The sequence below is a fragment of the Mycobacterium sp. MOTT36Y genome (assembly GCF_000262165.1).
Taxonomy (GTDB): Bacteria; Actinomycetota; Actinomycetes; order Mycobacteriales; family Mycobacteriaceae; genus Mycobacterium; species Mycobacterium intracellulare.
Genome location: NC_017904.1, coordinates 3,926,699 through 3,950,193, shown reverse-complemented (window position 1 = coordinate 3,950,193; position 23,495 = coordinate 3,926,699). Strand labels below are relative to the sequence as shown.

Here is a 23,495-nt window from a genome sequence, read left to right as displayed (position 1 = left end):
CTCACAGGCGTGGCTTCGCCACGCTGATCACGTGGGGCTGGCCGCGCAGGGTCAGATATACCCGCTTGGGCCCGATCGCCATCCCGGACAGCGGCGCCGAAGCGACCGGGCCCGACGGCAATCCCGCCCGGTAGTCGAGGGTGCGGATCACCCGGATGGTCCCGTTCGGAAAGCCGGTGAAGCTCGCGGTTTCCAGCACCGTCACGTCGCGGTCGGTGGCCGCGTAGATGCGCGTGTCGTCGGTGCCCAGATAGCGGATCGGCGACGACAGTTCGGTTCGGGCCAGCACCTCGAGCCCGTCGCCGCCGCGACGCGAGTCGACCGCGTACAGCACCTTGTCGTCGCGCCCGGCCACATAGCTGCGGGTGACCTGGGTTCCGTCGCCCGCCCACACGGCGACGGCCATCGGAAGCGAGCCGCGTTCTTCGGGCGGCGACGTGGGCCCCTTGTAGTAGCGGATGCCCGAGGCGCCGTAGAGGTGGTACTCGATTTGCCGCCCGCGGTTGGACCCGTCGATCGTGTCGGCCGGCTCCCCGGCGTAGGTGGCCGTCGGCAGCTTGCGGAACCCGTACTGGTCCACCGGCGTCACCGACGAACCGTCCGCGGCGAGCGCCAGCAGCACCCGCATGCCGGCGTCCTCGGCGAGGTAGGAAGGCGCGGGGCCGGCGTCGATTTCGGCGACCGGCCGCAGGGTCGCGATGTCGACGACGGCGACCTTGCCGCGTTCCGGCTGCGGCACGAAGACGTGGCGGTCGTCCTTCTGGCTGATCTGCAGGTTGCGCCCGGACCCCATCGGGGCCGACAGCCGGGTATGGGCGGTGCCCGGCCCGGCGTAGCCGATCGCGGCCAGCCGGTGATCGTCGGTGAGGCCCAGCAACTCGTGGTCGTGATAGGACCAGACCGGGTCATGCAGGGTCGCGTCGATGGTCGCCACGCTGACCGCCGGCGCGCTCTCCAGCGAGGACCCGGGCGCCGAACAACCCGCTACCGCCACGACTGCGGCGGCCGCCGCGACCGACCACCGTCGCAACCTTCGTCGCTGACCGCTCCCGATGGCCACGATCGGTGCCATCCTTTCGCCGTTTCGCCCGTCCGGGCTGTACCCCGCCGGGCGGCCCGTTACACCTGCGAGAGGACGCGACGGGAGCGCCGCCTACAGAATCGGCCGCCCGCCCGTGACGGCCACCCGCGCCCCGGAGATGTAGCTCGCGTCGTCGGAGGCCAGCAGCACGTAGAGCGGGGCGAGTTCGGCGGGCTGGCCGGCACGCCCCAGCGGCACGTTGTCGCCGAAGGACTCCACGCTGTCCGGCGGCATCGTCGACGGGATCAGCGGCGTCCAAATCGGACCCGGCGCCACGCTGTTGACCCGAATCCCCTTCTCGCCCAACAGCTGAGCCAAGCTGGCGGAGAAATTGGCGATCGCCGCCTTGGTCGCCGCGTAGGGCGCCAGGGTCGGATTGGGGCTGTCGGAGTTCACCGACGAGCTGCCGATGATCGACGAGCCGGCGTTCAGGTAGGGCAGGGCCGCCTTGGCGAGGTAGAAATACGCGCCCACGTTGAGCCGGAAGGTGTAATCCCACTCCTCGTCGCTGATCTCGTCCAGGCTCTTGCGCATCATCTGATACGCGGCGTTGTTGACCAGGATGTCCACGCCGCCCAATTCCTGCACCGCCCGGTCCACGACGGCGCGGCAGTGGGCGGCGTCGGAGAGGTCACCGGGCACCAGCACGCACTTGCGTCCGGCGTTGGTGACGTAGCGGGCCACGTCGCGCGCGTCGTCGTCCTCGTTGAGGTACGCGATCAGCACGTCGGCGCCCTCGCGCGCGAAGGCGATCGCGACCGCACGCCCGATGCCGCTGTCGCCGCCGGTGATGATCGCCTTTTTGCCGAGGAGTTTTCCCGAGCCCTGGTAAGTGTTTTCACCACAATCGGGAATTGGATCCATCTGGGCCTGCACGCCCGGGACGGATTGTTGTTGCGCGGTAAAGCCCATCTTGATTTCCTTTGCCTCGCTCGAAAGTTGGCCATGTCATTGGAGAAGCCGGCCCGGGCAAACGCCGGCGCCGCTTCCCGCTTTACGATTCGCGACGGGTTGGGCCGGCGGCCGGAACGTCCGGATCGTCGTCGGCCGGCGGCTCCGGGTCCCGCCACTCCTCGCTACGGCTGGACCGATTGCCGCGGACCGTGCCCTCCAGTTCGTGCTTGAGCTCGTCGTCTTCCCGTGAGCTGTGCTTGGAGTTGCCACGTTGCACGCGATCGCCCCCTTCGCGGATGTCTCGGCCTGTGCTCAGAACGCCTTCGCGCACCGGTTACCCGGCGGCGCACGGCTTAATCGGGGCGCGCGGCGGGTGTTAGCGGTGATGCGGATGTTGTGTTCTGTTACCAAAGATGTCGTCGGCGAAAACACCCGCATTTCACCAGCTAATGGACCCGATTATTGGCGTGCGGCGCGGGTAGATGTTTAAAGCCGGAGCCGCATGGCTATTTCGCTGCGTATATCTGCATGCCCTTGACGGGGGGCGTTTGTGTGCGACGAAAGGAATGAAGAATGAAGGTCACCAAGACGGCCATTAAGACAGTTGCCGCCGCCGGGATTGCGGCCGCGGGCGTTTTCGCCGCGGCGCCGGCTTTGGCTTCGCCGCCGCCCAACATTCAGGGATTCGGCACCAGCGAACAGCTCGTGGACGGCGCCCTGATCACCAATTACACCGTGAGCAACCTGCAGCCGAGCAATGTCACCATCCCGGGCTACACGCCCAAGGGCACGCTCTACCAGGCGGACATCAGCGCCCGGTCGGAGGCCGGCCTCGTGACCCCGATGGTCAACGACTTCATCGCCCGCGGACCCAACGGTCAGAATTACCGGGTGATCGACAAGGTCGGGACCCCGAACGGGCTCAGCCCCGCGCCGATCCCGCAGGGCAGCGAGTCGACCGGCACGCTGTACTTCGACGTGACCGGCGCGCCCCCCAACGGCGTCGTCTACAACGACGGCATGCAAGACGTCCTGATCTGGACGTCGAACATGGAGGGCGGCTCCGCGTCCGGGACGATCAACAGCCCGGCGCCCGGCGCGCCGAACAGCCCGGCACCCGGTGCCCCGCCGGCGCCGGCGCCCAGCGCCTGATCCGGCCGGCAAAACTCCCCGCACCCCCGTGGTGCGGGGAGTTTTTGCGTCCCGACGAATCGGGCGCGGGTGAACCGGGTACCCGGCATTCATGAGTAATCCGGACCACAGGCCGGCGAGCGTGCGCAAACAAGCGCAACGCAACGCCGAGCGAACGCGAGCGGCGATGGACGAGCGGCGCAGCGAACACAGCGGCGGGCTGAGCGGCTGGGTCGCCGAGCGCGCCGGCCGCTGGGATCTGTCCGGCCAGGACGAGGCCGCCCTGCAGCGACAGAAGTATTTGTGGAATGTGCTGGTGGACTATTGGTTTCGGATGGAGATCGACGGCTGGGAGAACATTCCGGAAGCACCGCCGGCGCTGCTGGTCGGGATCCACTCCGGGGCCCCGTTCGTGTGGGACGCCTGGACGGTTGGTCTGCAATGGTGGCGACGGTTCGGCCAGGACCGGCCGCTGCACGGCACCGCCCATGACGCGTTGATGGCAATCCCGTTGTTCGGGCGCTACTTCCGGTCGATGGGGGTGCTCCCGGCCGCCCCGGACGCGATCGCCACCGCCCTGGCCGAAGGGCGTGACGTCGCGCTGTGGCCGGGTGGGGAAGTGGACTCGCTGCGCCCATGGACGGAGCGCGATCGGGCCAACCTCGCCGGGCGGACGGGCTTCGTCAAGATGGCGATCCGGGCCGGGGTGCCGATCGTGCCCATCGCCACCGTCGGCGGGGCCGACGCGATGCCCGTGCTGATCCGCGGCGACCGGCTGTCAAAAGCCTTGCAACTGGACCGGTTACTGCGGCTCAAGGTGTTCCCGCTGGCGATCTCGCTGCCGTGGGGGATCGCCCCGGCGGCGCTGCCCCAACTGCCGCTGCCGGCCAAGATCAGGACGCGCTTCATGCCCGCCGTGGAACTCGACCACGACCCCGCGCGGGCGGACGACGAGGAATACATCGACCGCAAATACCACGAAGTGCAGGATTCCATCCAGGAGGGCATGGACGCGCTGGCGCGCAAGCGCGCCTTCCCGTTCTTCGGGTGACGGCCGCGAAAACCGTTGCGGCCACGTCGATGAGGGCGTCGTGGATCAGGTTGCCCGCGTGGGTGTCAGCGCCGGATCGGCGAGCACCCACTCCGGTTGCGGGGGCGTGGGCGCCCGGTAACCGACCCCGCGGACGGTGCCGATCATGAATTCGTGCCGGGTGCCGAGCTTGGCGCGCAGTCGCCGGATGTGGACGTCGACCGTGCGGGCCCGGCTGTTGCTGTCATAGCCGCACGCCTCCCGCATCAATCGGGTGCGCGTGAAGGCCTGGCCGGCATGCAGCACAAGGAAACTCAGCAATCTGAACTCGGTCAGGGTCAGAGTCAGGTCGTGGCCGTCCAGCGACGCGGTGAAGCTCGCCGGGTGCAGGCGGAGGTCGCCGAACTTCAAGATGCCGTCGGCGGTGCCGCGGCGGCGGCCGACCGCCAGCCGCAACCGCGCCCGCAGCTCGTCCGCGCCGGTGCCGGGCAGCATCACGTCGTCGAAATTGCCATCGGTGTCGACCGCGGCGCAATCCGCCGGCCTCACCAGGGCCACCACCGCGGTAGCGGGGTTCTGCGCCGCCAGTCGGCGGCTAACCGCCTGGGCCGCAGGCATATTGCTGCGCGCGTCGACGATCGCCACGTCGGCGGTGGCGCAATGACCGTCGGTGTGGGCGGTCAGCGCCACGCGCGCCGGGAGCGCGAACGTGGTCAAATCCGGTAAGGCCGATTCGAAATCAGCCTCGTCGGTGAGCACCACAATGTCCATCGACCTGTCCAACGACATCTCCAACCTCGTGAGGTCCCTGCGTTCCCCCCGGTCCGTAGGCGCCTCGCGCGAGATGTCTGGCAGCGCTAGGGCTGTTTACCCACTCGGCCGAAAACTATGCAAAGCTATGCAAACTCAGGCCGGCGCGCTGGAGAAAGTCGATGGGCCCGGCCCATTTTCATGGACCGGACCCATCTTTCCCATCAAGCTACTGGTTGGACTTCTGGCGCTCCTCGGCCGCCTCGGCGCCGCCACGCGCGGCTTCCGCCTCGGCTTCCTTCTTCGCCGCGTCACGCTGCGCTTCGGCCTTGTCCTGCTGCGCCTGGCCCTCACGGGTCAGGTCATCGCGACCGGCCACCGCGCCTACGGCCTCCTTGGCCTTACCCTTGACGTCCTCGACGACGCCCTTCACCGCTTCAGCGGGTCCCGACTTGTTTTCTTCCGCCATGGATCCGTTCCTCCTCGTTGGCGTACTGTGAGCGATCCACGCTCAACGATCGCGAGCGATCGATCCGGTCATACGGCGAACCCGGTCCTCATTGCTCGAGACCGCATATGTCACCGCGTTGTAGCGGGTTCCCCTGCCGTCGGCGGCTCAAACGCAGCGCCGGGCGTCGGAACATTCGGTACCGGCAGGCTCGAAAATCGCTCCCGCACGCCAACTGTGCGCATAATGCACCCCACCGACGCCCCGTTGTGCTGCGATGAGGCAGGATGTGAAATGCCGTTCCGGATGAGATCGCCCGGGATGGCACTCTCATGCGAGGAGTCTGATGACGGAGTCCAGGGAGCCCCACGTCGCCGGCCCGGCGGCTCCGAGGCAGGAGCCCACGAACGGACTGGCTTCCGGCCAGGCGCTGACCCGGGCCAGGTATTCGCGAGTGCTACTCAAGCTCGGCGGCGAAATGTTCGGTGGCGGCCAGGTGGGCCTGGATCCCGACGTCGTGGCGCTGGTGGCGCAGCAGATCGCCGAGGTGGTCCGCGGCGGCGTCCAGGTCGCCGTCGTGATCGGCGGGGGCAACTTCTTCCGGGGGGCGCAGCTGCAGCAGCGCGGCATGGAACGCACCCGTTCGGACTACATGGGCATGCTGGGCACCGTCATGAACAGCCTCGCGCTGCAAGACTTTCTGGAGAAGGAAGGCATCGTCACCCGCGTCCAGACCGCGATCACCATGGGTCAGGTCGCCGAGCCCTACCTGCCACTGCGCGCCGTACGCCACCTGGAAAAGGGGCGCGTGGTGATCTTCGGTGCCGGCATGGGCCTGCCGTACTTCTCCACCGACACCACCGCCGCGCAGCGGGCGCTCGAGATCGGCGCCGAGGTGGTGTTGATGGCCAAGGCCGTCGATGGCGTCTTCTCCGCGGACCCGCGGCAGTATCCCGAGGCCGAGCTGATCACCGCGATCAGTCATCGCGAGGTCATCGACCGCGGGCTACGAGTGGCCGATGCCACCGCGTTCAGCCTGTGCATGGACAATGGCATGCCGATCCTGGTGTTCAACCTGCTGACCAATGGCAATATCGCCCGGGCGGTCGCTGGTGAGAAAATCGGGACTCTGGTCACCACCTGATGAGGAGCGGCGCAGATGATTGACGAGGCTCTCTTCGACGCTGAAGAGAAAATGGAGAAGGCCGTAGCGGTCGCCCGCGACGACTTGTCGACCATCCGGACCGGGCGCGCCAATCCCGGCATGTTCTCGCGGATCGTGATCGATTACTACGGCGCCGCCACCCCCATCACGCAGCTGGCGAGCATCAACGTCCCCGAGGCGCGCCTGGTGGTGATCAAGCCCTACGAGGCGAGCCAGGTGGGGGCGATCGAGACGGCGATCCGCAACTCCGACCTGGGCGTGAATCCCACCAACGACGGCACCCTGATCCGCGTGGCGGTCCCGCAGCTCACCGAGGAACGTCGCCGCGAGCTGGTCAAACAGGCCAAGAGCAAGGGGGAGGACGCCAAGGTCTCGGTGCGCAACATCCGCCGCAAGGCGATGGAGGAGCTGCACCGCATCCGCAAGGACGGCGAGGCCGGCGAGGACGAGGTCGGCCGGGCCGAAAAGGACCTGGACAAGACCACGCACCAGTACACCACCCAGATCGAAGAGTTGGTCAAGCACAAAGAAGGCGAGCTGCTGGAGGTCTAGCGACCACTCGGCAGCTAAGTTGACTCAGGCCCGTGGCTACCCCAGATCCCGGCGCAGGCACCCCGCCCGACGAGCCCGGCGCCGCAGCCCAGCCGGAGCCTGCGTTCACGGCGATGCCGCCGCCCGCGAAGAAGACCTCGCGGGCCGGCCGCGACCTGCGCGCCGCGATCGCGGTGGGCGCCGGTATCGGCGGCGCTTTGGTCGTCACGCTGGTGTTCGCCCCCCGCTTTTGGGTCCCGATCGTCGCGATGGCCATCCTGGTCGCCACCCACGAGGTGGTGCGGCGGCTGCGTGAAGCCGGATTCGTCATTCCGGTCATCCCGTTGCTGGCCGGCGGGCAGCTCACGGTGTGGCTGACCTGGCCGTTCCACGCCGCCGGCGCGCTGGCGGGCTTCGGCGTCACCGTGGTGGCGTGCCTGTTTTGGCGATTGTTCATGCAGGACAACCGCACACCGCCCGAACCCGCCGGTGGGTCCCCGTCGCCGTCCTACCTGCGCGACGCGTCCGCCACAATTTTCCTGGCCGCGTGGGTGCCGCTGTTCGCGTCCTTTGCCGCGTTGCTGGTGTATCCCGCCGACGGCGCGGGGCGGGTGTTCTGCCTGATGATCACGGTGGTCGCGTCGGACGTGGGCGGCTACGCCGTCGGCGTGTTGTTCGGCAAGCACCCGATGGTCCCGGCGATCAGCCCGAAGAAGTCCTGGGAGGGGCTCGCCGGTTCGCTCGTCCTGGGCATCACCGCGGCGACCCTGACCGCGACCTTCCTCGCCGGCAAACCGCCGTGGGTGGGCGCGCTGCTGGGTCTGGTGCTCGTTTTGACCTGCACGCTCGGCGATCTGGTGGAATCGCAGATCAAGCGCGACCTCGGCATCAAGGACATGGGCCGGCTGCTGCCCGGCCACGGCGGACTGATGGACCGCCTCGACGGCGTCCTGCCGTCGGCGGTCGCGGCGTGGACGGTGCTGACGCTCGTTCCCTAGGTCGGCCCGACGTGACCGATACTGGACAGGTCATGGTCCAACAACTGGTGTTCTCCGAGCCGCGACCCGGCAAGCCGCCGCGGCACCTGGCCGATCTCGACGCGGACGGCCGCGCCGCCGCCGTCGCCGAGCTGGGGCTGCCGGCCTTTCGCGCCAAGCAGCTGGCGCATCAGTATTACGGGCGGCTGATCGCCGACCCGCGGCAGATGACCGACCTGCCGGCCGGGCTGCGCGACGCGATCGCCGACACGATGTTCCCGATCCTGCTCACCGCGGTCTCCGAGGTGGCCTGCGACGCCGGCGAGACGCGAAAGACGTTGTGGCGGGCCCTCGATGGGGTCACCGTGGAGTCGGTGTTGATGCGCTATCCGCAGCGCAACACGGTGTGCATCTCGTCGCAGGCCGGCTGCGGCATGGCGTGTCCGTTCTGTGCGACGGGCCAGGGCGGGTTGAGCCGCAACCTGTCGACGGCCGAGATCCTCGAGCAGGTGCGCGCCGCCGCCGCGGTGCTGCGCGACGACTTCGGCCCGCCCAGTCAGCGGCTGTCCAACGTGGTCTTCATGGGCATGGGGGAGCCGTTGGCCAACTACGCCCGGGTGGTCGCCGCGGTGCGGCGCATCATCGCCGCGCCGCCCCACGGGTTCGGCATTTCGGCCCGTTCGGTGACGGTGTCGACGGTCGGCCTGGCGCCCGCGATCCGCAAACTCGCCGACGAAGGGCTCGCGGTGACCCTGGCGCTGTCGCTGCACGCGCCCGACGACGAACTGCGCGACACGCTGGTGCCGGTCAACAACCGGTGGAAGATCGCCGAGGCGCTCGACGCCGCACGGTATTACGCCGACGTCACCGGCCGGCGGGTATCGGTGGAGTACGCGCTGATCCGTGACGTCAACGACCAGCCGTGGCGGGCGGACCTGTTGGGGCAGCGGCTGCATCGCGCGCTGGGGCCGTTGGTGCACGTCAACCTGATCCCGCTGAACCCGACGCCGGGCAGCGAGTGGGATGCGAGCCCGAAGGCGGTCGAGCGCGAGTTCGTGCGGCGGGTCCGCGCCAAGGGCGTGTCCTGCACGGTCCGCGACACCCGCGGCCGGGAGATCAGCGCCGCGTGCGGCCAGCTGGCCTTCGAGAACCGGTAGCGAGAGCGCAGGCGCTCACCCGGCGCCCAACGTGGACTTGGTGCGGCGAAACACCGCGAATTCGCCGCACAACTCGACGCTCGGCCGCGCCGAAGGCGCCAGCTACCTGATCCAGCCGCGCCGGCGGCCCCACAGGTCGCGGATCAGGACGACGAGGACCAGGGCCGCGAAGCCGATCAGGAACCAGTCCTCGATGTGGCCGACGTGGTTGCCGCGCAGCATCGCCAGCAACAGCCCGAAGATGCACAGGCCGACGATGTGCCAGGTCCGGTGATTGATCCGGCTCCAACCCCACGCCGCCGACGGCACCTCGACGGAGTCGACGCCGGTGAAGTGTTCGACCTCGGTACTGGCCACGGCGAATCCCTTTCGGATCGGATCGGCTTGCTGAATCCAAATTCTGGCATAAGGCCGCGCCGCGGGCGCGGCCGCATCGTGGCCCCCGTCCGGGCCGGGCGGCACAATGAATGGGTGACCAACCCGACGACCGACGGGCAAACCCCGGGCCGCGTGCGCGTGCTGGTGCTGGGCAGCACCGGCTCCATCGGCACCCAGGCGCTGGACGTCATCGCGGCCAATCCGGACCGCTTCGAAGTGGTCGGCCTGGCCGCGGGTGGGGCGAACCTGGACACGCTGCTGCACCAGCGCGCCGCCACCGGTGTGACCAACATCGCGGTCGCCGACGAAGCGGCGGCGCGGCGGGCCGGCGACATCCCCTTTGCCGGGCCCGAGGCCGTCACCCGGCTGGTCCAGGAGACCGAGGCCGACGTCGTCCTCAACGCGCTGGTGGGGGCGCTGGGCCTGCGGCCCACCCTGGCCGCGCTGGAGTCGGGCGCCCGGCTGGCGCTGGCCAACAAGGAATCGCTGATCGCCGGCGGTCCGCTGGTGCTCAAGGCCGCCAAGCCCGGCCAGATCGTGCCGGTCGACTCCGAACATTCCGCGCTGGCCCAGTGCCTGCGCGGCGGGACTCCCGACGAAGTCGCCAAGCTGGTGCTGACCGCGTCCGGCGGCCCGTTCCGCGGCTGGACCGCCGCCCAGCTCGAGGACGTCACCCCCGAGCAGGCCGGCGCCCACCCGACGTGGTCGATGGGCCCGATGAACACGCTGAACTCGGCCTCGCTGGTCAACAAGGGGCTCGAGCTCATCGAGACCCACCTGCTGTTCGGCCTTCCCTATGACCGCATCGAGGTGGTCGTGCACCCCCAGTCGATTGTTCATTCGATGGTCACCTTCGTCGACGGCTCGACCCTCGCCCAGGCCAGCCCGCCGGACATGAGGCTGCCGATCGCGCTGGCCCTGGGCTGGCCGCGCCGGGTGCCCGGCGCGGCCGCCTCCTGCGACTTCAGCACGGCGTCTAGCTGGGAATTCGAGCCCCTGGACAACGACGTCTTCCCCGCCGTCGAGTTGGCCCGGCACGCCGGGCAGACCGGCGGCTGCATGACCGCGGTCTACAACGCCGCCAACGAGGAGGCGGCGCAGGCGTTCCTGGCGGGCCGCATCGGGTTCGGTGCCATCGTCAAAACCATCGCCGACGTGCTGCACGCCGCCGACCAATGGGCCGTCTCACCCGCTAACGTGGATGAGGTACTCGACGCGCAGCGCTGGGCACGGGAGCGGGCCCAGCGTGTCGTCGCACAGGCGCAGCCCGCCAACTTATCGGTCAAAGCCTCCGGAGCGGTGTGAGAAAGGTCCTCGCAGCCTAATGATGTTCGTCATCGGCATTGTGCTGTTCGCACTGGCCATCCTGATCTCGGTGGCCCTGCACGAGTGCGGCCATATGTGGGTTGCGCGCGCCACCGGCATGAAGGTGCGGCGCTACTTCGTCGGCTTCGGCCCCACGCTGTGGTCGACCCGCCGCGGCGAGACCGAGTACGGCCTCAAGGCCGTGCCGCTGGGCGGATTCTGCGACATCGCCGGCATGACCTCGGTGGAGGAGCTGGCGCCCGACGAGACCGACCGCGCCATGTTCAAGCAGGCGGTCTGGAAGCGCGTCGCGGTGCTGTTCGCCGGGCCCGCCGCGAACTTCGTCATCTGCCTGGTGCTGCTCTACGGCATCGCGCTGGTGTGGGGCCTGCCCGACCTGCACCCGCCCACCAAGGCGGTGGTCGGCGAAACCGCTTGTGTGGCACCGGAAGTGGCGCCCGGCAAGATCGCGGACTGCACCGGGCCCGGGCCGGCGGCACTCGCCGGAATCCGTCCCGGCGACGTCATCGTCAAGGTGGGCGACACCCCGGTGTCGACCTTCGAGGAGATGGCCGCGGCCATCCGCAAGGTGCACGGCAACACCCCGATCGTCGCCGAGCGGGACGGCACCGCCATCACCACCTACGTCAACGTCACGCCCACGCAGCGCTACCTGACCACCGGGCCCGACGGGCAGGGCGCTCAACCGCAAGCCTCGACGGTCGGCGCCATCGGCGTCGGCGCCGTCCGGACCGGCCCGACGCACTACGGGGTGCTCTCGGCGATCCCGGGCAGTCTGGCGTTCGCCGGGGACCTGACCGTCGAGGTGGGCAAGGCGCTCGTCACAATTCCCACCAAGGTCGGTGCGCTGGTGCACGCCATCGGCGGCGGCCAGCGCGACCCGCAGACGCCGATGAGCGTGGTCGGAGCCAGCATCATCGGCGGCGACACCGTCGACCACGGACTGTGGGTGGCGTTCTGGTTCTTCCTGGCCCAGCTGAACCTCATCCTGGGCGCGATCAACCTGGTGCCGCTGCTGCCCTTCGACGGCGGGCACATCGGGATCGCGATGTTCGAAAAGGTCCGCAACCTGATCCGCTCGGCCCGGGGCATGGTCGCGGCCGCGCCGGTGAACTACCTCAAACTCATGCCGGCGACGTACGTCGTGCTGGTGTTCGTGGTCGGCTACATGCTGCTGACCGTGACCGCCGATCTGGTCAACCCGATCAGGCTGTTTCAGTAGGAGAACTCATGTCCGTTGGCCTGGGCATGCCGGACGCCCCGGCGCCCACGCTCGCACCCCGGCGCAAAACGCGCCAACTGATGGTGCGCGACGTCGGGGTCGGCAGCGACCACCCGATCTCGGTGCAGTCGATGTGCACCACCAAGACCCACGACGTCAACACCACGCTGCAGCAGATCGCCGAGCTGACCGCGGCCGGCTGTGACATCGTCCGCGTGGCCTGCCCGCGTCAGGAGGACGCCGACGCGCTGGCCGAGATCGCCCGGCACAGCCAGATCCCGGTGATCGCCGACATCCACTTCCAGCCGAAGTACATCTTCGCCGCGATCGACGCGGGATGCGCCGCGGTGCGGGTGAACCCGGGCAACATCAAGGAATTCGACGGCCGCGTCGGCGAGGTCGCCAAGGCCGCCGGCGCCGCCGGCATCCCGATCCGCATCGGGGTCAACGCGGGCTCGCTGGACAAGCGGTTCCTGCAGAAGTACGGCAAGGCCACCCCCGAGGCGCTGGTCGAGTCCGCGCTCTGGGAGGCCTCGCTGTTCGAGGAACACGGCTTCGGCGACATCAAGATCAGCGTCAAGCACAACGACCCCGTGGTGATGGTCGCCGCGTACGAGCAACTGGCGGAGCGGTGCGACTATCCGCTGCACCTCGGTGTCACCGAGGCCGGCCCCGCGTTCCAGGGCACCATCAAGTCCGCGGTCGCGTTCGGCGCGCTGCTGTCGCGCGGGATCGGCGACACCATCCGGGTGTCGCTGTCGGCGCCGCCGGTCGAAGAGGTCAAGGTCGGCATCCAGATCCTCGAGTCGCTGAACCTGCGCCCGCGCGGGCTCGAGATCGTGTCCTGCCCGTCGTGCGGCCGCGCGCAGGTCGACGTCTACACCCTGGCCAACGCCGTCTCGGCGGGCCTCGACGGTCTCGACGTCCCGCTGCGCGTCGCCGTGATGGGCTGCGTGGTCAACGGTCCGGGGGAGGCCCGGGAGGCCGACCTCGGCGTCGCATCGGGAAATGGCAAGGGGCAGATCTTCGTTCGCGGCGAGGTGATCAAGACCGTGCCCGAGGCGCAGATCGTCGAGACCTTGATCGAAGAGGCGATGCGGCTCGCCGCTGAAATGGGCACAGAGATGGGCGGCGATCACGGACCGGACACAACATCGAGCGGTTCGCCGGTTGTGACCGTAAGCTGATAAACGCCAGCGCCCTGGCCCTCAGATCGCACCACAGAGAGTTCGCCACATGTCGGCTCCGCCCCTTTTCCGCCTGGTCGGCGAGCGTCGGGTGTCCGTGGTGCGTGATGCGGCCGCGGTCTGGCGGGTTCTTGAGGACGATCCCGTCGCCTCGTGCATGGTCGCGGCCCGGGTGGCCGACCACGGCGTCGACCCCAATTCCATCGGCGGGGAACTGTGGACGCTGCGCGGCGCCGAGCAATCGCTGTGCTTCGCCGGCGCCAACCTGATCCCGCTGCGCGGCGCCCCGGCCGACCTGAGCGCGTTCGCCGACGAGGCCATGCGCGGGACGCGGCGCTGCTCGTCGCTGGTCGGCAGGGCCGACCTGGTGATGCCGATGTGGGAGCGGCTCGAGGGGGCGTGGGGGCCGGCCCGCGACGTGCGCGACCGCCAGCCGCTGCTGGCGTTGTCCACCCACCCGAGCTGCGACATCGACACCGCGGTGCGCCAGGTCCGGCCCGAGGAGCTGGACGCCTACCTGGTGGCGGCCGTCGACATGTTCATCGGCGAGGTGGGCGTCGACCCGCGGATCGGGGATGGCGGTCGCGGCTACCGGCGGCGGGTGGCCAGCCTCATCTCGGCCGGTCGCGCCTGGGCACGGTTCGAGCACGGCCAGGTCGTCTTCAAGGCCGAGGTGGGCTCGCAGTCGCCGGGGGTCGGCCAGATCCAGGGGGTGTGGGTGCACCCGGAGTGGCGCGGCCTGGGCCTGGGCACCGCCGGCACCGCCACGGTCGCCGCGGTGATCGTCGGCAGCGGGCGGACGGCCAGCCTCTACGTCAACGACTTCAACGCGGTGGCGCGCGCGGCCTACGCCCGCGTCGGCTTCGCCGAGATCGGCACCTTCGCGACGGTGCTGCTCGACTAGTTGTGCTCCCCGGCAGCGGCCGCCGCCCGGCTGGGCGGGCGCCGGCCGGCGAACGCCCGACTGCCCGGGCGCTCGGCATCGGGGCGAGCTGCCACGACCACGCATAACGGTTCGGTCTCGGTGTGGCGGCGCCGCAGTTCACCCCGCAGCTCATAACATCAGCACCGATGGTAACTAGAACAACAGCGGCCTCATCCGTTTCAGGCCTGCTGCTCGTCGCGGTCATCGCGCTGTCCGGGTGCACGCCCCGGCCCGACGGCCCGGGCCCGGCCGCGGAGAAGTTCTTCCGCGCCCTCGCCGTCGGCGACACCGCGACGGCCGCCCAGCTCAGCGACAGCCCCAACGAGGCGCGCGAAGCGCTCAACGCCGCCTGGTCCGGCCTGCAGGCGACCCACCTCGACGCGCAGGTCCTCAACGCCAAGTACGCCGAGGACACCGGCACGGTCGGCTATCGCTTCGCCTGGCACCTGCCCAAGAACCGCGTCTGGAGCTACGACGGCCAGCTGAGGATGGCGCGCGACGAGGGCCGCTGGCGGGTGCGCTGGACCACCACGGCTCTGCACGCCAAACTGGGCGAGCACCAGACGTTCGCGCTGCGCGCGGATCGGCCGCGCCGCGCCTCGGTGAACGAACTCGGCGGCAGCGACGTGCTGGTGCCCGGCTACGTGTACCACTACACGCTGGACGCCACCCAGGCCGGACCCGCGCTGTTCGGCACGGCGCACGCGGTGGTCGACGTACTGCACCCGTTCAACGACACGCTCAACGACCCGCAGCTGCTCGCCGAGCAGGCCAGCTCGACACCCCACCCGGTCGACCTCGGCGTCACGCTGCACCCCGACGACAACGACAAGGTGTTCCCGGCGATCGGCCGGCTGCCCGGCATCGTGGTCACGCCCCAGCCCGAAATGCTGCCCACCGACCCGCATTTCGCGCCCGCGGTCGTCGCCGCGGTGAAGAAGGCGGTGGTGGACCAGCTCGACGGCGAGGCCGGCTGGCGGGTGGTGAGCGTCAACCAGAACGGCGTCGAGGTCGAGGTGCTGCACGAGGTCGAGGGATCACCGGCCCCCTCGGTGTCGCTCACGATGGACCGCGCGGTGCAGAACGCCGCCCAGCATGCGGTGGACACCCGCGGCGGCAAGGCGATGATCGTGGTGATCAAGCCCTCGACCGGGGAGATCCTCGCGATCGCCCAGAACGCGGGCGCCGACGCCGACGGCCTGCCGGCCACCACCGGGCTGTTCCCGCCCGGGTCGACGTTCAAGATGGTCACCGCCGGCGCGGCGGTCGAACGCGACATGGCCACGCCCAACACCATGCTGGGCTGCCCGGGCCGCCTCGACATCGGGCACCGCACCGTCCCCAACTACGGGGGGTTCGATCTCGGGGTGGTGCCGATGTCGCGGGCGTTCGCCAGTTCGTGCAACACCACCTTCGCCGAGCTCAGCAGCAAGATGCCCCCGCGCGGCCTGACCCAGGCGGCCTCCCGCTACGGGCTCGGGCTGGACTACCAGATCGACGGCATCACCACGGTGACCGGCTCGGTGCCGCCGACTGTCGACCTCGCCGAGCGCACCGAGGACGGCTTCGGCCAGGGCAAGGTGCTGGCCAGTCCGTTCGGCATGGCCCTGGTGGCGGCGACGGTCGCGGCCGGCAAGACGCCGGTGCCGCAACTGATCGCGGGCCGCCAGACGGCCGTGCAGGGCGACGCCACGCCGATCAGCCCGAAGATGATCGACGCGCTGCGGCCCATGATGCGGCTGGTGGTGACCAACGGGACCGCCAAGGAGATCGCCGGCTGCGGCGAGGTGTACGGGAAGACCGGTGAGGCCGAGTTCCCGGGCGGGTCGCATTCCTGGTTCGCCGGCTACCGCGGCGATCTGGCGTTCGCGGCGCTGATCGTCGGGGGTGGCAGCTCGGAGTACGCCGTCCGGATGACCAAGGTGATGCTCGAGTCGCTGCCGCCGGACTTTCTGGCCTAGCAGTCCTACGGGCCCGGTCCACGTCGGCCGCGGCGGCGGTAAATTGCGAGCATGACCGATACCGGCGGCGACATGGTGGCGTTGCGCGTCTCCGACGCCGACCGCAACGGCACGATGCGGCGACTGCACAACGCGGTCGCGCTCGGGCTGATCGACATCGACGAGTTCGAGCAGCGCTCATCGCAGGTGTCCTACGCGCGCACGCGCGGGGAGCTGGACCATCTGGTCGGCGACCTGCCGGGACCGGGCGCCATCGTCACCTCGGCGGCCGACCGGGTGGAACTGCGCGGCTGGGCGGGCTCGCTGAAGCGGCACGGCGAATGGACGGTGCCCACCCGCCTGGCGCTGGTGCGCCGGCTGGGCTCGGTGGAACTCGACCTCACCAAGGCCCGGTTCGCCGGGCCGGTGGTGGTCGTCGAACTGGACATGCGGTTCGGCTCCGTGGAGATTCGATTGCCCGACGGCGCCAGCGCGTCGATCGACGACGTCGAGGTCTACGTGGGCAGCGCCAGCGATCGCCGCAAAGACCCGCCCGGTGAGGGCAGGCCGCACGTCGTGCTGACCGGGCGGGTGGTGTGCGGTTCGGTGATCATCCGGGGCCCGCGCCGCTCGCTGCTGCGCCGCCAGCGAGTCTGATCGCCGGGGGGACCCCGGTTAAGCTGGTCGCATGCCCGCTCGCACCGCGCTTTCCCCCGGAGAGTTGTCCCCGACTCTGCCGGTGCCCGGCAGCGTCCCGCGCCCCGAGTACGCCTGGAAGCCGACGGTCCAGGAGGGCAGCGAGCCGTGGGTGCAGACGCCCGAGGTGATCGAAAAGATGCGGGTCGCCGGCCAGATCGCGGCGCGCGCACTGGTGGAGGCGGGCAAGGCGGTCGCGCCCGGGGTCACCACCGACGAACTCGACCGGATCGCCCACGAATACATGGTCGACCACGGCGCCTATCCATCGACGCTGGGCTACAAGGGCTTCCCGAAGTCGTGCTGCACGTCGCTCAACGAGGTCATCTGCCACGGCATCCCCGACTCGACGGTGATCGAGGACGGTGACATCGTCAACATCGACGTCACCGCCTACATCGACGGCGTGCACGGCGACACCAATGCCACCTTCCTGGCCGGCGACGTCGCCGAAGAACACCGGCTGCTGGTGGAGCGGACCCGGGAAGCGACGATGCGCGCCATCAACGCCGTCAAGCCCGGGCGTGCCCTGTCGGTCGTCGGCCGCGTCATCGAGTCGTACGCAAACCGGTTCGGCTACAACGTCGTTCGCGATTTCACCGGGCACGGCATCGGCACCACGTTCCACAACGGGCTGGTCGTCCTGCACTACGACCAGCCCTCGGTGTCGACCGTCATGCAGCCGGGCATGACGTTCACCATCGAACCGATGATCAACCTCGGCGGCCTGGACTACGAGATCTGGGACGACGGCTGGACGGTGGTCACCAAGGACCGCAAGTGGACCGCGCAGTTCGAGCACACCCTGCTGGTCACCGACACCGGCGTCGAAATCCTCACGCTGCCATGAGGGCGGCCCCACTGCTCGCCGCGCACGGGTGAGCGGGGCGCTGCTGGTCGCCGGCACCAGCTCCGACGCCGGCAAATCGGTGGTGGTGGCCGCCCTGTGCCGGTTGCTGGCCCGCCGCGGAACCCGGGTCGCCCCGTTCAAGGCGCAGAACATGTCCAACAACTCGGTGGTCACCGTCGAAGGCGGCGAAATCGGTCGCGCCCAGGCGATTCAGGCCCGCGCGGCCGGCCTGGAGCCCAGCGTGCGGTTCAATCCGGTGCTGCTCAAGCCGGGCAGCGACCGCACCTCGCAGCTCGTGATCAAGGGCCGGGTCACCGACTCGGTCAGCGCGAAAAGCTATGTCCAACACCGCGATCGGCTCGCCTCCGTCGTATTCGACGAATTGGCATGCCTGCGAGACGAATTCGACGCGGTCATCTGCGAGGGCGCCGGATCACCCGCCGAAATCAACCTGCGCGCCACCGATTTGGCCAACATGGGGCTGGCCCGGGCCGCCGGCCTGCCGGTGGTCCTGGTCGGCGACATCGACCGCGGCGGCCTGCTCGCGCACCTGTTCGGCACCGTCGCGGTGCTCGAGCCCGACGACCAGGCGCTGATCTCCGGTTTCATCGTCAACAAGTTCCGGGGCGATCCCGCGCTGCTCGAACCGGGATTGCGTCAGCTGCAGGCCATGACGGGGCGGCCCACCTACGGGGTGCTGCCGTACGCCGAGGAGCTGTGGCTCGATGCCGAGGACTCGCTGTCCGTGGTCGCGCACCGCGTCATCGGCACGCCCGCCCCGCCGCGCGGCGACGAGTGGCTGCGGGTGGCCGCGGTCCGGCTGCCCCGGATCTCCAACTCCACCGACGTCGAGGCGCTGGCCTGCGAACCGGGCGTGGTGGTGCGCTGGGTCGCCGACCCCGCCGGCGCGGCCGACGCCGACCTGATCGTCGTCCCGGGCAGCAAGGCCACCGTCGCCGACCTGTCCTGGTTGCGCGAGCGCGGCCTGGCCGAGGCGATCGTGTCGCACGCGCGGGCCGGCAAACCGGTCTTGGGGATCTGCGGGGGATTTCAGATGCTGTGCCGTCGTATCCATGACGCGGTGGAGTCCGGGGCCGGCGAGGTGCCGGGGCTGGGGTTGCTCGACGCCGACATCGCCTTCGATCCGGCCAAGGCCCTGCGCCGCTGGCGGTGTGGGATCGACGGTCCCTTGGGCGGATACGAGATCCATCACGGGCGGATCGCGCGCTGCGCCGAGCAAACCTGGTTCGACGCCGGCACCGATCCGCAACCGCAAGGTGTGGTGCGCGGTGCGATCTTTGGGACGCATTGGCACGGCGTGCTCGACAACGACGACTTCCGGCGCGCCTGGCTCACCCGGGTCGCCGACGCGGCCGGCCGGGGCGGCTTCGTGGTCGACGACGACACCAACGTCGCCGCGCGGCGCGACGCCCAGCTCGATCTCGCCGCCGATCTGCTGGCCGCCCATCTCGACGTCGAGGCCGTCCTCGGGCTGCTGCACGGCCCGCCGCCGGCGCGTCCGCATCTGGCAAGTCTGTTGCGCCCGTAGGGCATTCGCCGACGCCGCGATGTGAACGCACCTGTTGACGACGCGGCCGGCGGGCAGTCATCGAGTGCCGGTGGAAACTGTGTCCCTGTATCACATGCCGCAGAATCATCGCGCGCGCATGCCGTTTGGCTGTAGCGTGCTTGGGTGTCCTCGATGATGACCACCCTGGAGGGGTTCCCGGTCCCGGTCGTTGTGGCCGGACCGGAGACGGGCGTCGTCGTCGTCATATTGGGCGACGAGGAACGCGCCCCCGCCGCGTATGACGCGGTCTGCGAGCGCCTGCACACCGCATCGCTGCGGACGGTCGTGATCGGCTACGACCCGCGGCTGACCCCCAAGTCGGTGATCGGCATTCTCGACGCGCTGGGAATCGGTTGGGCCGTCGTCATGGGCGACCGCGCCGGTGGCGACCTCGCGTGGGAACTGACGGCGACCCGGCTGGGCCGGTTCGTCGGGCTGGTGGTGATCGACCGCGGGCATCCGCGCGCCGGCGATCGCGACGGCGCCATCCGCGACGGGCACTGCCCACCGGTGGAGATCGGCACCACCGTGTTGGTCAGCTCGCCGGCCGCCCGGTCGGTGGCCCAGGCCAGCCAGCAGTATGTCTACGCCGACTACCGGGTGGTGCATCTGGGACGGCGCACCGTGCAGGAGTCGACGGCGCAACTGGCCGCCGAGATCATTTTGCGCACCAGCACCTGGTAGCGCCTGGTTGACTAGCGGTCATGGCCTCCGACGATGACGCCGTGACCGACCCGATGCTCTCGCTGAGTGCCCTGCGGCAGCTGGTGGCCGCCGGCGCGGTGGACACGGTCATCGTGGCGTTCGCCGACATGCAGGGACGCCTGGTCGGCAAGCGGGTGGCCGCGCAACTGTTCGTCGACGAGGTGGCCACCCGGGGCGCCGAGTGCTGCGACTATCTGCTGGCGGTCGATGTCGACATGAACACCGTCGATGGCTACGCGATGTCGAGCTGGGACACCGGATACGGCGACACCGTGCTGACGCCCGATCTGTCCACCCTGCGGCGCATTCCCTGGCTGCCCGGCACGGCCCTGGTGATCGCCGATGTGGGCTGGGGCGACGGCAGCCCGGTCGCCGTGTCGCCGCGGGCCATCCTGCGCCGCCAGCTCGACCGGCTGGCCCGGCGCGGGTGGAGCGCCAACGCCGCGACCGAGTTGGAATTCATGGTGTTCGACGAGACCTATCGCCAGGCGTGGGCCGGCGGATACCGCGGCCTGACCCCGGCCAGCGACTACAACATCGACTATGCGATCGCGGCGTCGTCGCGCATGGAGCCGCTGCTGCGCGACATCCGCAACGGAATGACGGGCGCGGGACTGCAATTCGAGGCCGTCAAAGGCGAATGCAACAGGGGGCAGCAGGAGATCGGTTTCCGTTACGCCGAGGCGCTGGTCACCTGCGACAACCACGTCGTCTACAAGAACGGGGCCAAGGAGATCGCCGATCAGCACGGCAAGAGCCTGACGTTCATGGCGAAATACGATGAGCGAGAAGGCAACAGCTGCCACATACACCTCTCGCTGCGCGACCCGCAGGGCGGCGCGGTGTTCGCCGACCCCGCCCGTCCGCACGGCATGTCGTCGACGTTCTGCAGCTTTGTGGCCGGCCTGCTGGCCACCCTGCGCGAATTCACCGTGTTCTATGCGCCGAACATCAACTCCTACAAGCGATTCGCCGACGGCAGCTTCGCGCCCACCGCGGTGGCCTGGGGGCTGGACAACCGCACCTGCGCGCTGCGGGTGGTCGGCCACGGGCCCAACATCCGGGTCGAGTGCCGCGTCCCCGGCGGCGACGTCAACCCGTATCTGGCGGTGGCGGCGATCGTCGCCGGCGGGCTGTACGGTGTCGAACGGGGCCTCGAGCCACCGGAGTCCTACGCGGGGAACGCCTATCACGCCCCCGGCGTCGAGCGGCTGCCCGCCACCCTGGCCGAGGCGGCCTCGGCCTTCGAGCGCTCGGCGCTCGCGCGCGAGGTGTTCGGCGACGACGTGGTCGCCCACTACCTGAACAACGCCCGCGTGGAACTGGCGGCGTTCAACGCGGCGGTCACCGACTGGGAGAGGATGCGTGGTTTTGAACGGCTCTGAGCTGGATGGTGGCGACGCGCTGCGCCCGGCTGCGCCGCGCTTGCGATCGCCACGCAAGTCCGTGCGCCCGGTCGTGGGCCTGACCACGTACCTCGAGCGGGTGCAGACCGGGATCTGGGACATCCCCGCCGGATACCTGCCGACCGACTACTTCGAGGGCGTCATCCAGGCCGGCGGGATCGCCGTGCTGCTGCCCCCGCAACCGGCGGACGCCGAGGTCGTCGGCGCGGTGCTCGACGGCGTGCACGCGCTGGTGATCACCGGCGGTTACGACCTCGACCCCGCCAGCTACGGCCAGCAACCGCATCCCACGACCGACGAACCCCGCACCGACCGCGACGCCTGGGAGTTCGCGCTGTTGCGCGCCGCACTGGACCGGGGGCTGCCGGTGCTCGGGATCTGCCGCGGGGCACAGGTGCTCAACGTCGCGCTCGGCGGCACGCTGCACCAGCACCTGCCCGACGTGCTCGGGCACTGCGGGCACCGCGCCGGCGACGGGGTGTTCACCCGGGTGCCGGTGCGCACCGTCGCCGGCACCCGGGCGGCCGCGCTGGTGGGGGAGACCGTCGACGCGCCGTGCTATCACCACCAGGCCATCGACCGGGTCGGGGACGGGCTGGTGGTCAGCGCGACCGATCCCGACGGCGTCGTCGAGGCGCTGGAGCTCCCCGGGGACCGGTTTGTGCTTGGCGTGCAATGGCATCCGGAGCAGTCCCTGGAGGATCTGCGGTTGTTCGCCGCGATCGTGGACGCGGCCCGGGCGTATGCGGGGCGCTGACGTGGGCGCGACGCAGCTGATCAACCCGGCGACCGAGGAGGTGCTGCGCTCGGTCGAGCACGCCGACGCGGCGGCCGTCGACGACGCGGTGCGCCGCGCGCGGGTGGCGCAGCGGCGGTGGGCGCGGCTGTCCCCGGCCGAACGAGCCTCCGGCCTACGGGCTTTCGCCGCCGCCGTCGACGCCCATCTCGACGAGCTCGCGGACCTCGAGGTCGCGAACTCGGGTCATCCCATCGGGTCGGCCGAGTGGGAGGCCGGGCACGTCGGCGACGTGCTGACCTACTACTCCGCCGGCCCGGAACGGTTGTCCGGCAAGCAAATTCCGGTGTCCGGCGGGCTGGACGTCACGTTCAACGAACCGCTGGGCGTGGTCGGTGTGATCGCCCCGTGGAACTTCCCGATGCCCATCGCCTGCTGGGGGTTCGCGCCGGCGCTGGCGGCGGGTAACGCCGTGCTGGTCAAGCCCGCCGAGGCGACGCCGCTGACCACGATCCGCCTCGGTGAGCTGGCGGCCGACGCCGGCCTGGACCCAGACCTGCTCCAGGTGCTGCCGGGACCGGGCCCGGTGGTGGGGGAGCGGTTCGTCACGCACCCCGACATCGCCAAGATCGTGTTCACCGGCTCCACCGAGGTCGGCAAAAGGGTGCTGGCCGGGGCGGCGGCCCGCGTCAAGCGGGTGACCCTGGAGCTGGGCGGCAAGAGCGCGAACATCGTGTTCGCCGACTGCGATCTGGAGCGGGCGGCCGCGACCGCGCCGGCCGGGGTGTTCGACAACGCCGGGCAGGACTGCTGCGCCCGCAGCCGGATCCTGGTGCAGCGCAGCGTCTACGACCGCTTCATGGAGCTGCTCGAACCCGCCGTCAAAGGTGTCGTCGTCGGGGACCCCGCGTCCCGGGGCACCGAAATGGGCCCGCTGGTGTCGGCCGCGCACCGCGCCAGGGTGGCGTCCTACGTGCCCGACGGCGCCCCCGTCGCGTTTCGCGGCACCGCGCCGAGCGGGCGCGGATTCTGGTTCCCGCCAACGGTTCTCACACCGCAGCGCACCGACCGCACCGTCACCGAAGAGATCTTCGGCCCGGTGGTCACGGTGCTGGCCTTCGACGACGAGCAGGACGCCGTCACGCTGGCCAACGACACCGCCTACGGCCTGTCCGGATCGATCTGGACGAACGACCTGTCCCGCGCCCTGCGGGTGTCCCGCGCGGTCGAAGCCGGGAACCTGTCGGTGAATTCGCACTCGTCGGTGCGGTACAACACCCCGTTCGGCGGTTTCAAGCAGTCGGGCCTGGGCCGCGAGCTGGGCCCGGACGCGCCGCTGCACTTCACCGAGACGAAGAACGTTTTCATCGCGATCGGGGAGGATTAGGCG

The 23,495-nt window shown here is 69.9% G+C and carries 24 protein-coding genes; 18 read left to right on the top strand and 6 right to left on the bottom strand.

What is annotated here, in order from left to right:
- Position 1: 1 nt before the first annotated feature.
- The 3 genes from W7S_RS17775 to W7S_RS27200 form a co-directional block, all read right to left on the bottom strand.
- The gene (locus tag W7S_RS17775) at positions 2-1,072 is read right to left on the bottom strand and encodes a hypothetical protein (protein WP_008258799.1); all 1,071 of its coding nucleotides are present in this window, start codon (positions 1,070-1,072) and stop codon (positions 2-4) included.
- Positions 1,073-1,153: 81 nt separating this feature from the next.
- On the bottom strand, positions 1,154-1,993 hold the full coding sequence (locus W7S_RS17770; protein WP_008258798.1) for an SDR family oxidoreductase: 840 nt from the start codon (positions 1,991-1,993) through the stop codon (positions 1,154-1,156).
- An 82-nt stretch (positions 1,994-2,075) separates the two neighbouring features.
- Positions 2,076-2,252: a hypothetical protein gene (locus tag W7S_RS27200; RefSeq protein WP_167324040.1), complete on the bottom strand. Its 177-nt coding sequence runs from the start codon at positions 2,250-2,252 to the stop codon at positions 2,076-2,078.
- A gap of 296 nt (positions 2,253-2,548) precedes the next feature.
- Between W7S_RS27200 and W7S_RS17765 the strand changes: the two genes are divergently transcribed.
- Both W7S_RS17765 and W7S_RS17760 read left to right on the top strand, forming a co-directional pair.
- Positions 2,549-3,127 carry an MPT63 family protein gene (locus W7S_RS17765; RefSeq protein WP_008258797.1) on the top strand — a complete coding sequence of 193 codons (579 nt, stop codon included), beginning with the start codon at positions 2,549-2,551 and terminating at the stop codon, positions 3,125-3,127.
- 91 nt (positions 3,128-3,218) lie between these two features.
- The gene (locus W7S_RS17760; protein WP_020188526.1) at positions 3,219-4,157 is read left to right on the top strand and encodes a lysophospholipid acyltransferase family protein; all 939 of its coding nucleotides are present in this window, start codon (positions 3,219-3,221) and stop codon (positions 4,155-4,157) included.
- 45 nt (positions 4,158-4,202) lie between these two features.
- Here the strand turns inward: W7S_RS17760 and W7S_RS17755 are convergent, their stop codons facing one another.
- Together W7S_RS17755 and W7S_RS17750 are read right to left on the bottom strand one after the other, a co-directional pair.
- Positions 4,203-4,925: a response regulator transcription factor gene (locus tag W7S_RS17755; protein ID WP_008258794.1), complete on the bottom strand. Its 723-nt coding sequence runs from the start codon at positions 4,923-4,925 to the stop codon at positions 4,203-4,205.
- Between the two features lie 190 nt (positions 4,926-5,115).
- Positions 5,116-5,355 carry a CsbD family protein gene (locus W7S_RS17750; RefSeq protein WP_008258793.1) on the bottom strand — a complete coding sequence of 80 codons (240 nt, stop codon included), beginning with the start codon at positions 5,353-5,355 and terminating at the stop codon, positions 5,116-5,118.
- A 325-nt stretch (positions 5,356-5,680) separates the two neighbouring features.
- Here W7S_RS17750 and pyrH point away from each other — a divergent pair, with 325 nt between their 5' ends.
- From pyrH to rlmN, 4 genes are read left to right on the top strand one after another with little or no spacing between them, the layout of a single operon-like run.
- Entirely contained in the window at positions 5,681-6,478 is a 798-nt protein-coding gene (pyrH, locus tag W7S_RS17745) for a UMP kinase (protein WP_014712070.1), read from the top strand.
- Positions 6,479-6,493: 15 nt separating this feature from the next.
- The gene (gene frr, locus W7S_RS17740) at positions 6,494-7,051 is read left to right on the top strand and encodes a ribosome recycling factor (RefSeq protein ID WP_008258791.1); all 558 of its coding nucleotides are present in this window, start codon (positions 6,494-6,496) and stop codon (positions 7,049-7,051) included.
- 32 nt (positions 7,052-7,083) lie between these two features.
- Positions 7,084-8,028, top strand: a complete 945-nt coding sequence (locus W7S_RS17735) for a phosphatidate cytidylyltransferase (protein ID WP_036429090.1) — start codon at positions 7,084-7,086, stop codon at positions 8,026-8,028.
- A 32-nt stretch (positions 8,029-8,060) separates the two neighbouring features.
- Positions 8,061-9,164 (top strand): 23S rRNA (adenine(2503)-C(2))-methyltransferase RlmN, encoded by a 1,104-nt coding sequence (gene rlmN, locus W7S_RS17730; RefSeq protein WP_008258789.1) that lies wholly within the window; start codon positions 8,061-8,063, stop codon positions 9,162-9,164.
- A gap of 102 nt (positions 9,165-9,266) precedes the next feature.
- Here rlmN and W7S_RS17725 read toward each other — a convergent pair whose 3' ends face one another.
- A complete protein-coding gene (locus tag W7S_RS17725) occupies positions 9,267-9,521 on the bottom strand; it encodes a DUF2631 domain-containing protein (protein WP_036390065.1) in 255 nt (84 codons plus the stop codon).
- A 114-nt stretch (positions 9,522-9,635) separates the two neighbouring features.
- Here W7S_RS17725 and dxr point away from each other — a divergent pair, with 114 nt between their 5' ends.
- From dxr to W7S_RS17665, 12 genes are all read left to right on the top strand, one after another.
- Complete coding sequence (gene dxr, locus W7S_RS17720) at positions 9,636-10,847, top strand: 1-deoxy-D-xylulose-5-phosphate reductoisomerase (protein ID WP_020823213.1); 1,212 nt, start codon at positions 9,636-9,638, stop codon at positions 10,845-10,847.
- Between the two features lie 19 nt (positions 10,848-10,866).
- Entirely contained in the window at positions 10,867-12,090 is a 1,224-nt protein-coding gene (locus W7S_RS17715; RefSeq protein WP_008258786.1) for an RIP metalloprotease, read from the top strand.
- A gap of 8 nt (positions 12,091-12,098) precedes the next feature.
- Positions 12,099-13,277: a flavodoxin-dependent (E)-4-hydroxy-3-methylbut-2-enyl-diphosphate synthase gene (gene ispG / locus W7S_RS17710; RefSeq protein ID WP_008258784.1), complete on the top strand. Its 1,179-nt coding sequence runs from the start codon at positions 12,099-12,101 to the stop codon at positions 13,275-13,277.
- A 49-nt stretch (positions 13,278-13,326) separates the two neighbouring features.
- A complete protein-coding gene (locus W7S_RS17705) occupies positions 13,327-14,181 on the top strand; it encodes a GNAT family N-acetyltransferase (protein ID WP_008258775.1) in 855 nt (284 codons plus the stop codon).
- 167 nt (positions 14,182-14,348) lie between these two features.
- Positions 14,349-16,163 carry a penicillin-binding transpeptidase domain-containing protein gene (locus W7S_RS17700; protein WP_008258774.1) on the top strand — a complete coding sequence of 605 codons (1,815 nt, stop codon included), beginning with the start codon at positions 14,349-14,351 and terminating at the stop codon, positions 16,161-16,163.
- A 51-nt stretch (positions 16,164-16,214) separates the two neighbouring features.
- Positions 16,215-16,799: a DUF1707 domain-containing protein gene (locus W7S_RS17695; RefSeq protein ID WP_008258773.1), complete on the top strand. Its 585-nt coding sequence runs from the start codon at positions 16,215-16,217 to the stop codon at positions 16,797-16,799.
- A 31-nt stretch (positions 16,800-16,830) separates the two neighbouring features.
- Complete coding sequence (gene map, locus W7S_RS17690) at positions 16,831-17,688, top strand: type I methionyl aminopeptidase (RefSeq protein WP_014712069.1); 858 nt, start codon at positions 16,831-16,833, stop codon at positions 17,686-17,688.
- A 28-nt stretch (positions 17,689-17,716) separates the two neighbouring features.
- The gene (locus tag W7S_RS17685; protein WP_014712068.1) at positions 17,717-19,237 is read left to right on the top strand and encodes a cobyric acid synthase; all 1,521 of its coding nucleotides are present in this window, start codon (positions 17,717-17,719) and stop codon (positions 19,235-19,237) included.
- A 153-nt stretch (positions 19,238-19,390) separates the two neighbouring features.
- Positions 19,391-19,942 (top strand): alpha/beta hydrolase, encoded by a 552-nt coding sequence (locus W7S_RS17680; protein WP_014712067.1) that lies wholly within the window; start codon positions 19,391-19,393, stop codon positions 19,940-19,942.
- A 20-nt stretch (positions 19,943-19,962) separates the two neighbouring features.
- Positions 19,963-21,348 carry a glutamine synthetase family protein gene (locus W7S_RS17675; protein WP_014712066.1) on the top strand — a complete coding sequence of 462 codons (1,386 nt, stop codon included), beginning with the start codon at positions 19,963-19,965 and terminating at the stop codon, positions 21,346-21,348.
- A 73-nt stretch (positions 21,349-21,421) separates the two neighbouring features.
- Entirely contained in the window at positions 21,422-22,126 is a 705-nt protein-coding gene (locus W7S_RS17670; RefSeq protein ID WP_014380674.1) for a gamma-glutamyl-gamma-aminobutyrate hydrolase family protein, read from the top strand.
- A 1-nt stretch (position 22,127) separates the two neighbouring features.
- Positions 22,128-23,492 (top strand): aldehyde dehydrogenase, encoded by a 1,365-nt coding sequence (locus tag W7S_RS17665; RefSeq protein ID WP_014712064.1) that lies wholly within the window; start codon positions 22,128-22,130, stop codon positions 23,490-23,492.
- Positions 23,493-23,495 lie beyond the last annotated feature (3 nt).

Bases quoted from the DNA above. Each gene is read 5' to 3' on its own strand.
- W7S_RS17775 (WP_008258799.1), bottom strand. From the start codon at position 1,072: ATGGCACCGATCGTGGCCATCGGGAGCGGTCAGCGACGAAGGTTGCGA.
- W7S_RS17770 (WP_008258798.1), bottom strand. From the start codon at position 1,993: ATGGGCTTTACCGCGCAACAACAATCCGTCCCGGGCGTGCAGGCCCAG.
- W7S_RS17765 (WP_008258797.1), top strand. From the start codon at position 2,549: ATGAAGGTCACCAAGACGGCCATTAAGACAGTTGCCGCCGCCGGGATT.
- W7S_RS17760 (WP_020188526.1), top strand. From the start codon at position 3,219: ATGAGTAATCCGGACCACAGGCCGGCGAGCGTGCGCAAACAAGCGCAA.
- W7S_RS17755 (WP_008258794.1), bottom strand. From the start codon at position 4,925: ATGTCGTTGGACAGGTCGATGGACATTGTGGTGCTCACCGACGAGGCT.
- W7S_RS17750 (WP_008258793.1), bottom strand. From the start codon at position 5,355: ATGGCGGAAGAAAACAAGTCGGGACCCGCTGAAGCGGTGAAGGGCGTC.
- pyrH (WP_014712070.1), top strand. From the start codon at position 5,681: ATGACGGAGTCCAGGGAGCCCCACGTCGCCGGCCCGGCGGCTCCGAGG.
- frr (WP_008258791.1), top strand. From the start codon at position 6,494: ATGATTGACGAGGCTCTCTTCGACGCTGAAGAGAAAATGGAGAAGGCC.
- rlmN (WP_008258789.1), top strand. From the start codon at position 8,061: ATGGTCCAACAACTGGTGTTCTCCGAGCCGCGACCCGGCAAGCCGCCG.
- W7S_RS17715 (WP_008258786.1), top strand. From the start codon at position 10,867: ATGATGTTCGTCATCGGCATTGTGCTGTTCGCACTGGCCATCCTGATC.
- ispG (WP_008258784.1), top strand. From the start codon at position 12,099: ATGTCCGTTGGCCTGGGCATGCCGGACGCCCCGGCGCCCACGCTCGCA.
- W7S_RS17705 (WP_008258775.1), top strand. From the start codon at position 13,327: ATGTCGGCTCCGCCCCTTTTCCGCCTGGTCGGCGAGCGTCGGGTGTCC.
- W7S_RS17700 (WP_008258774.1), top strand. From the start codon at position 14,349: ATGGTAACTAGAACAACAGCGGCCTCATCCGTTTCAGGCCTGCTGCTC.
- W7S_RS17695 (WP_008258773.1), top strand. From the start codon at position 16,215: ATGACCGATACCGGCGGCGACATGGTGGCGTTGCGCGTCTCCGACGCC.
- map (WP_014712069.1), top strand. From the start codon at position 16,831: ATGCCCGCTCGCACCGCGCTTTCCCCCGGAGAGTTGTCCCCGACTCTG.
- W7S_RS17680 (WP_014712067.1), top strand. From the start codon at position 19,391: ATGATGACCACCCTGGAGGGGTTCCCGGTCCCGGTCGTTGTGGCCGGA.
- W7S_RS17675 (WP_014712066.1), top strand. From the start codon at position 19,963: ATGGCCTCCGACGATGACGCCGTGACCGACCCGATGCTCTCGCTGAGT.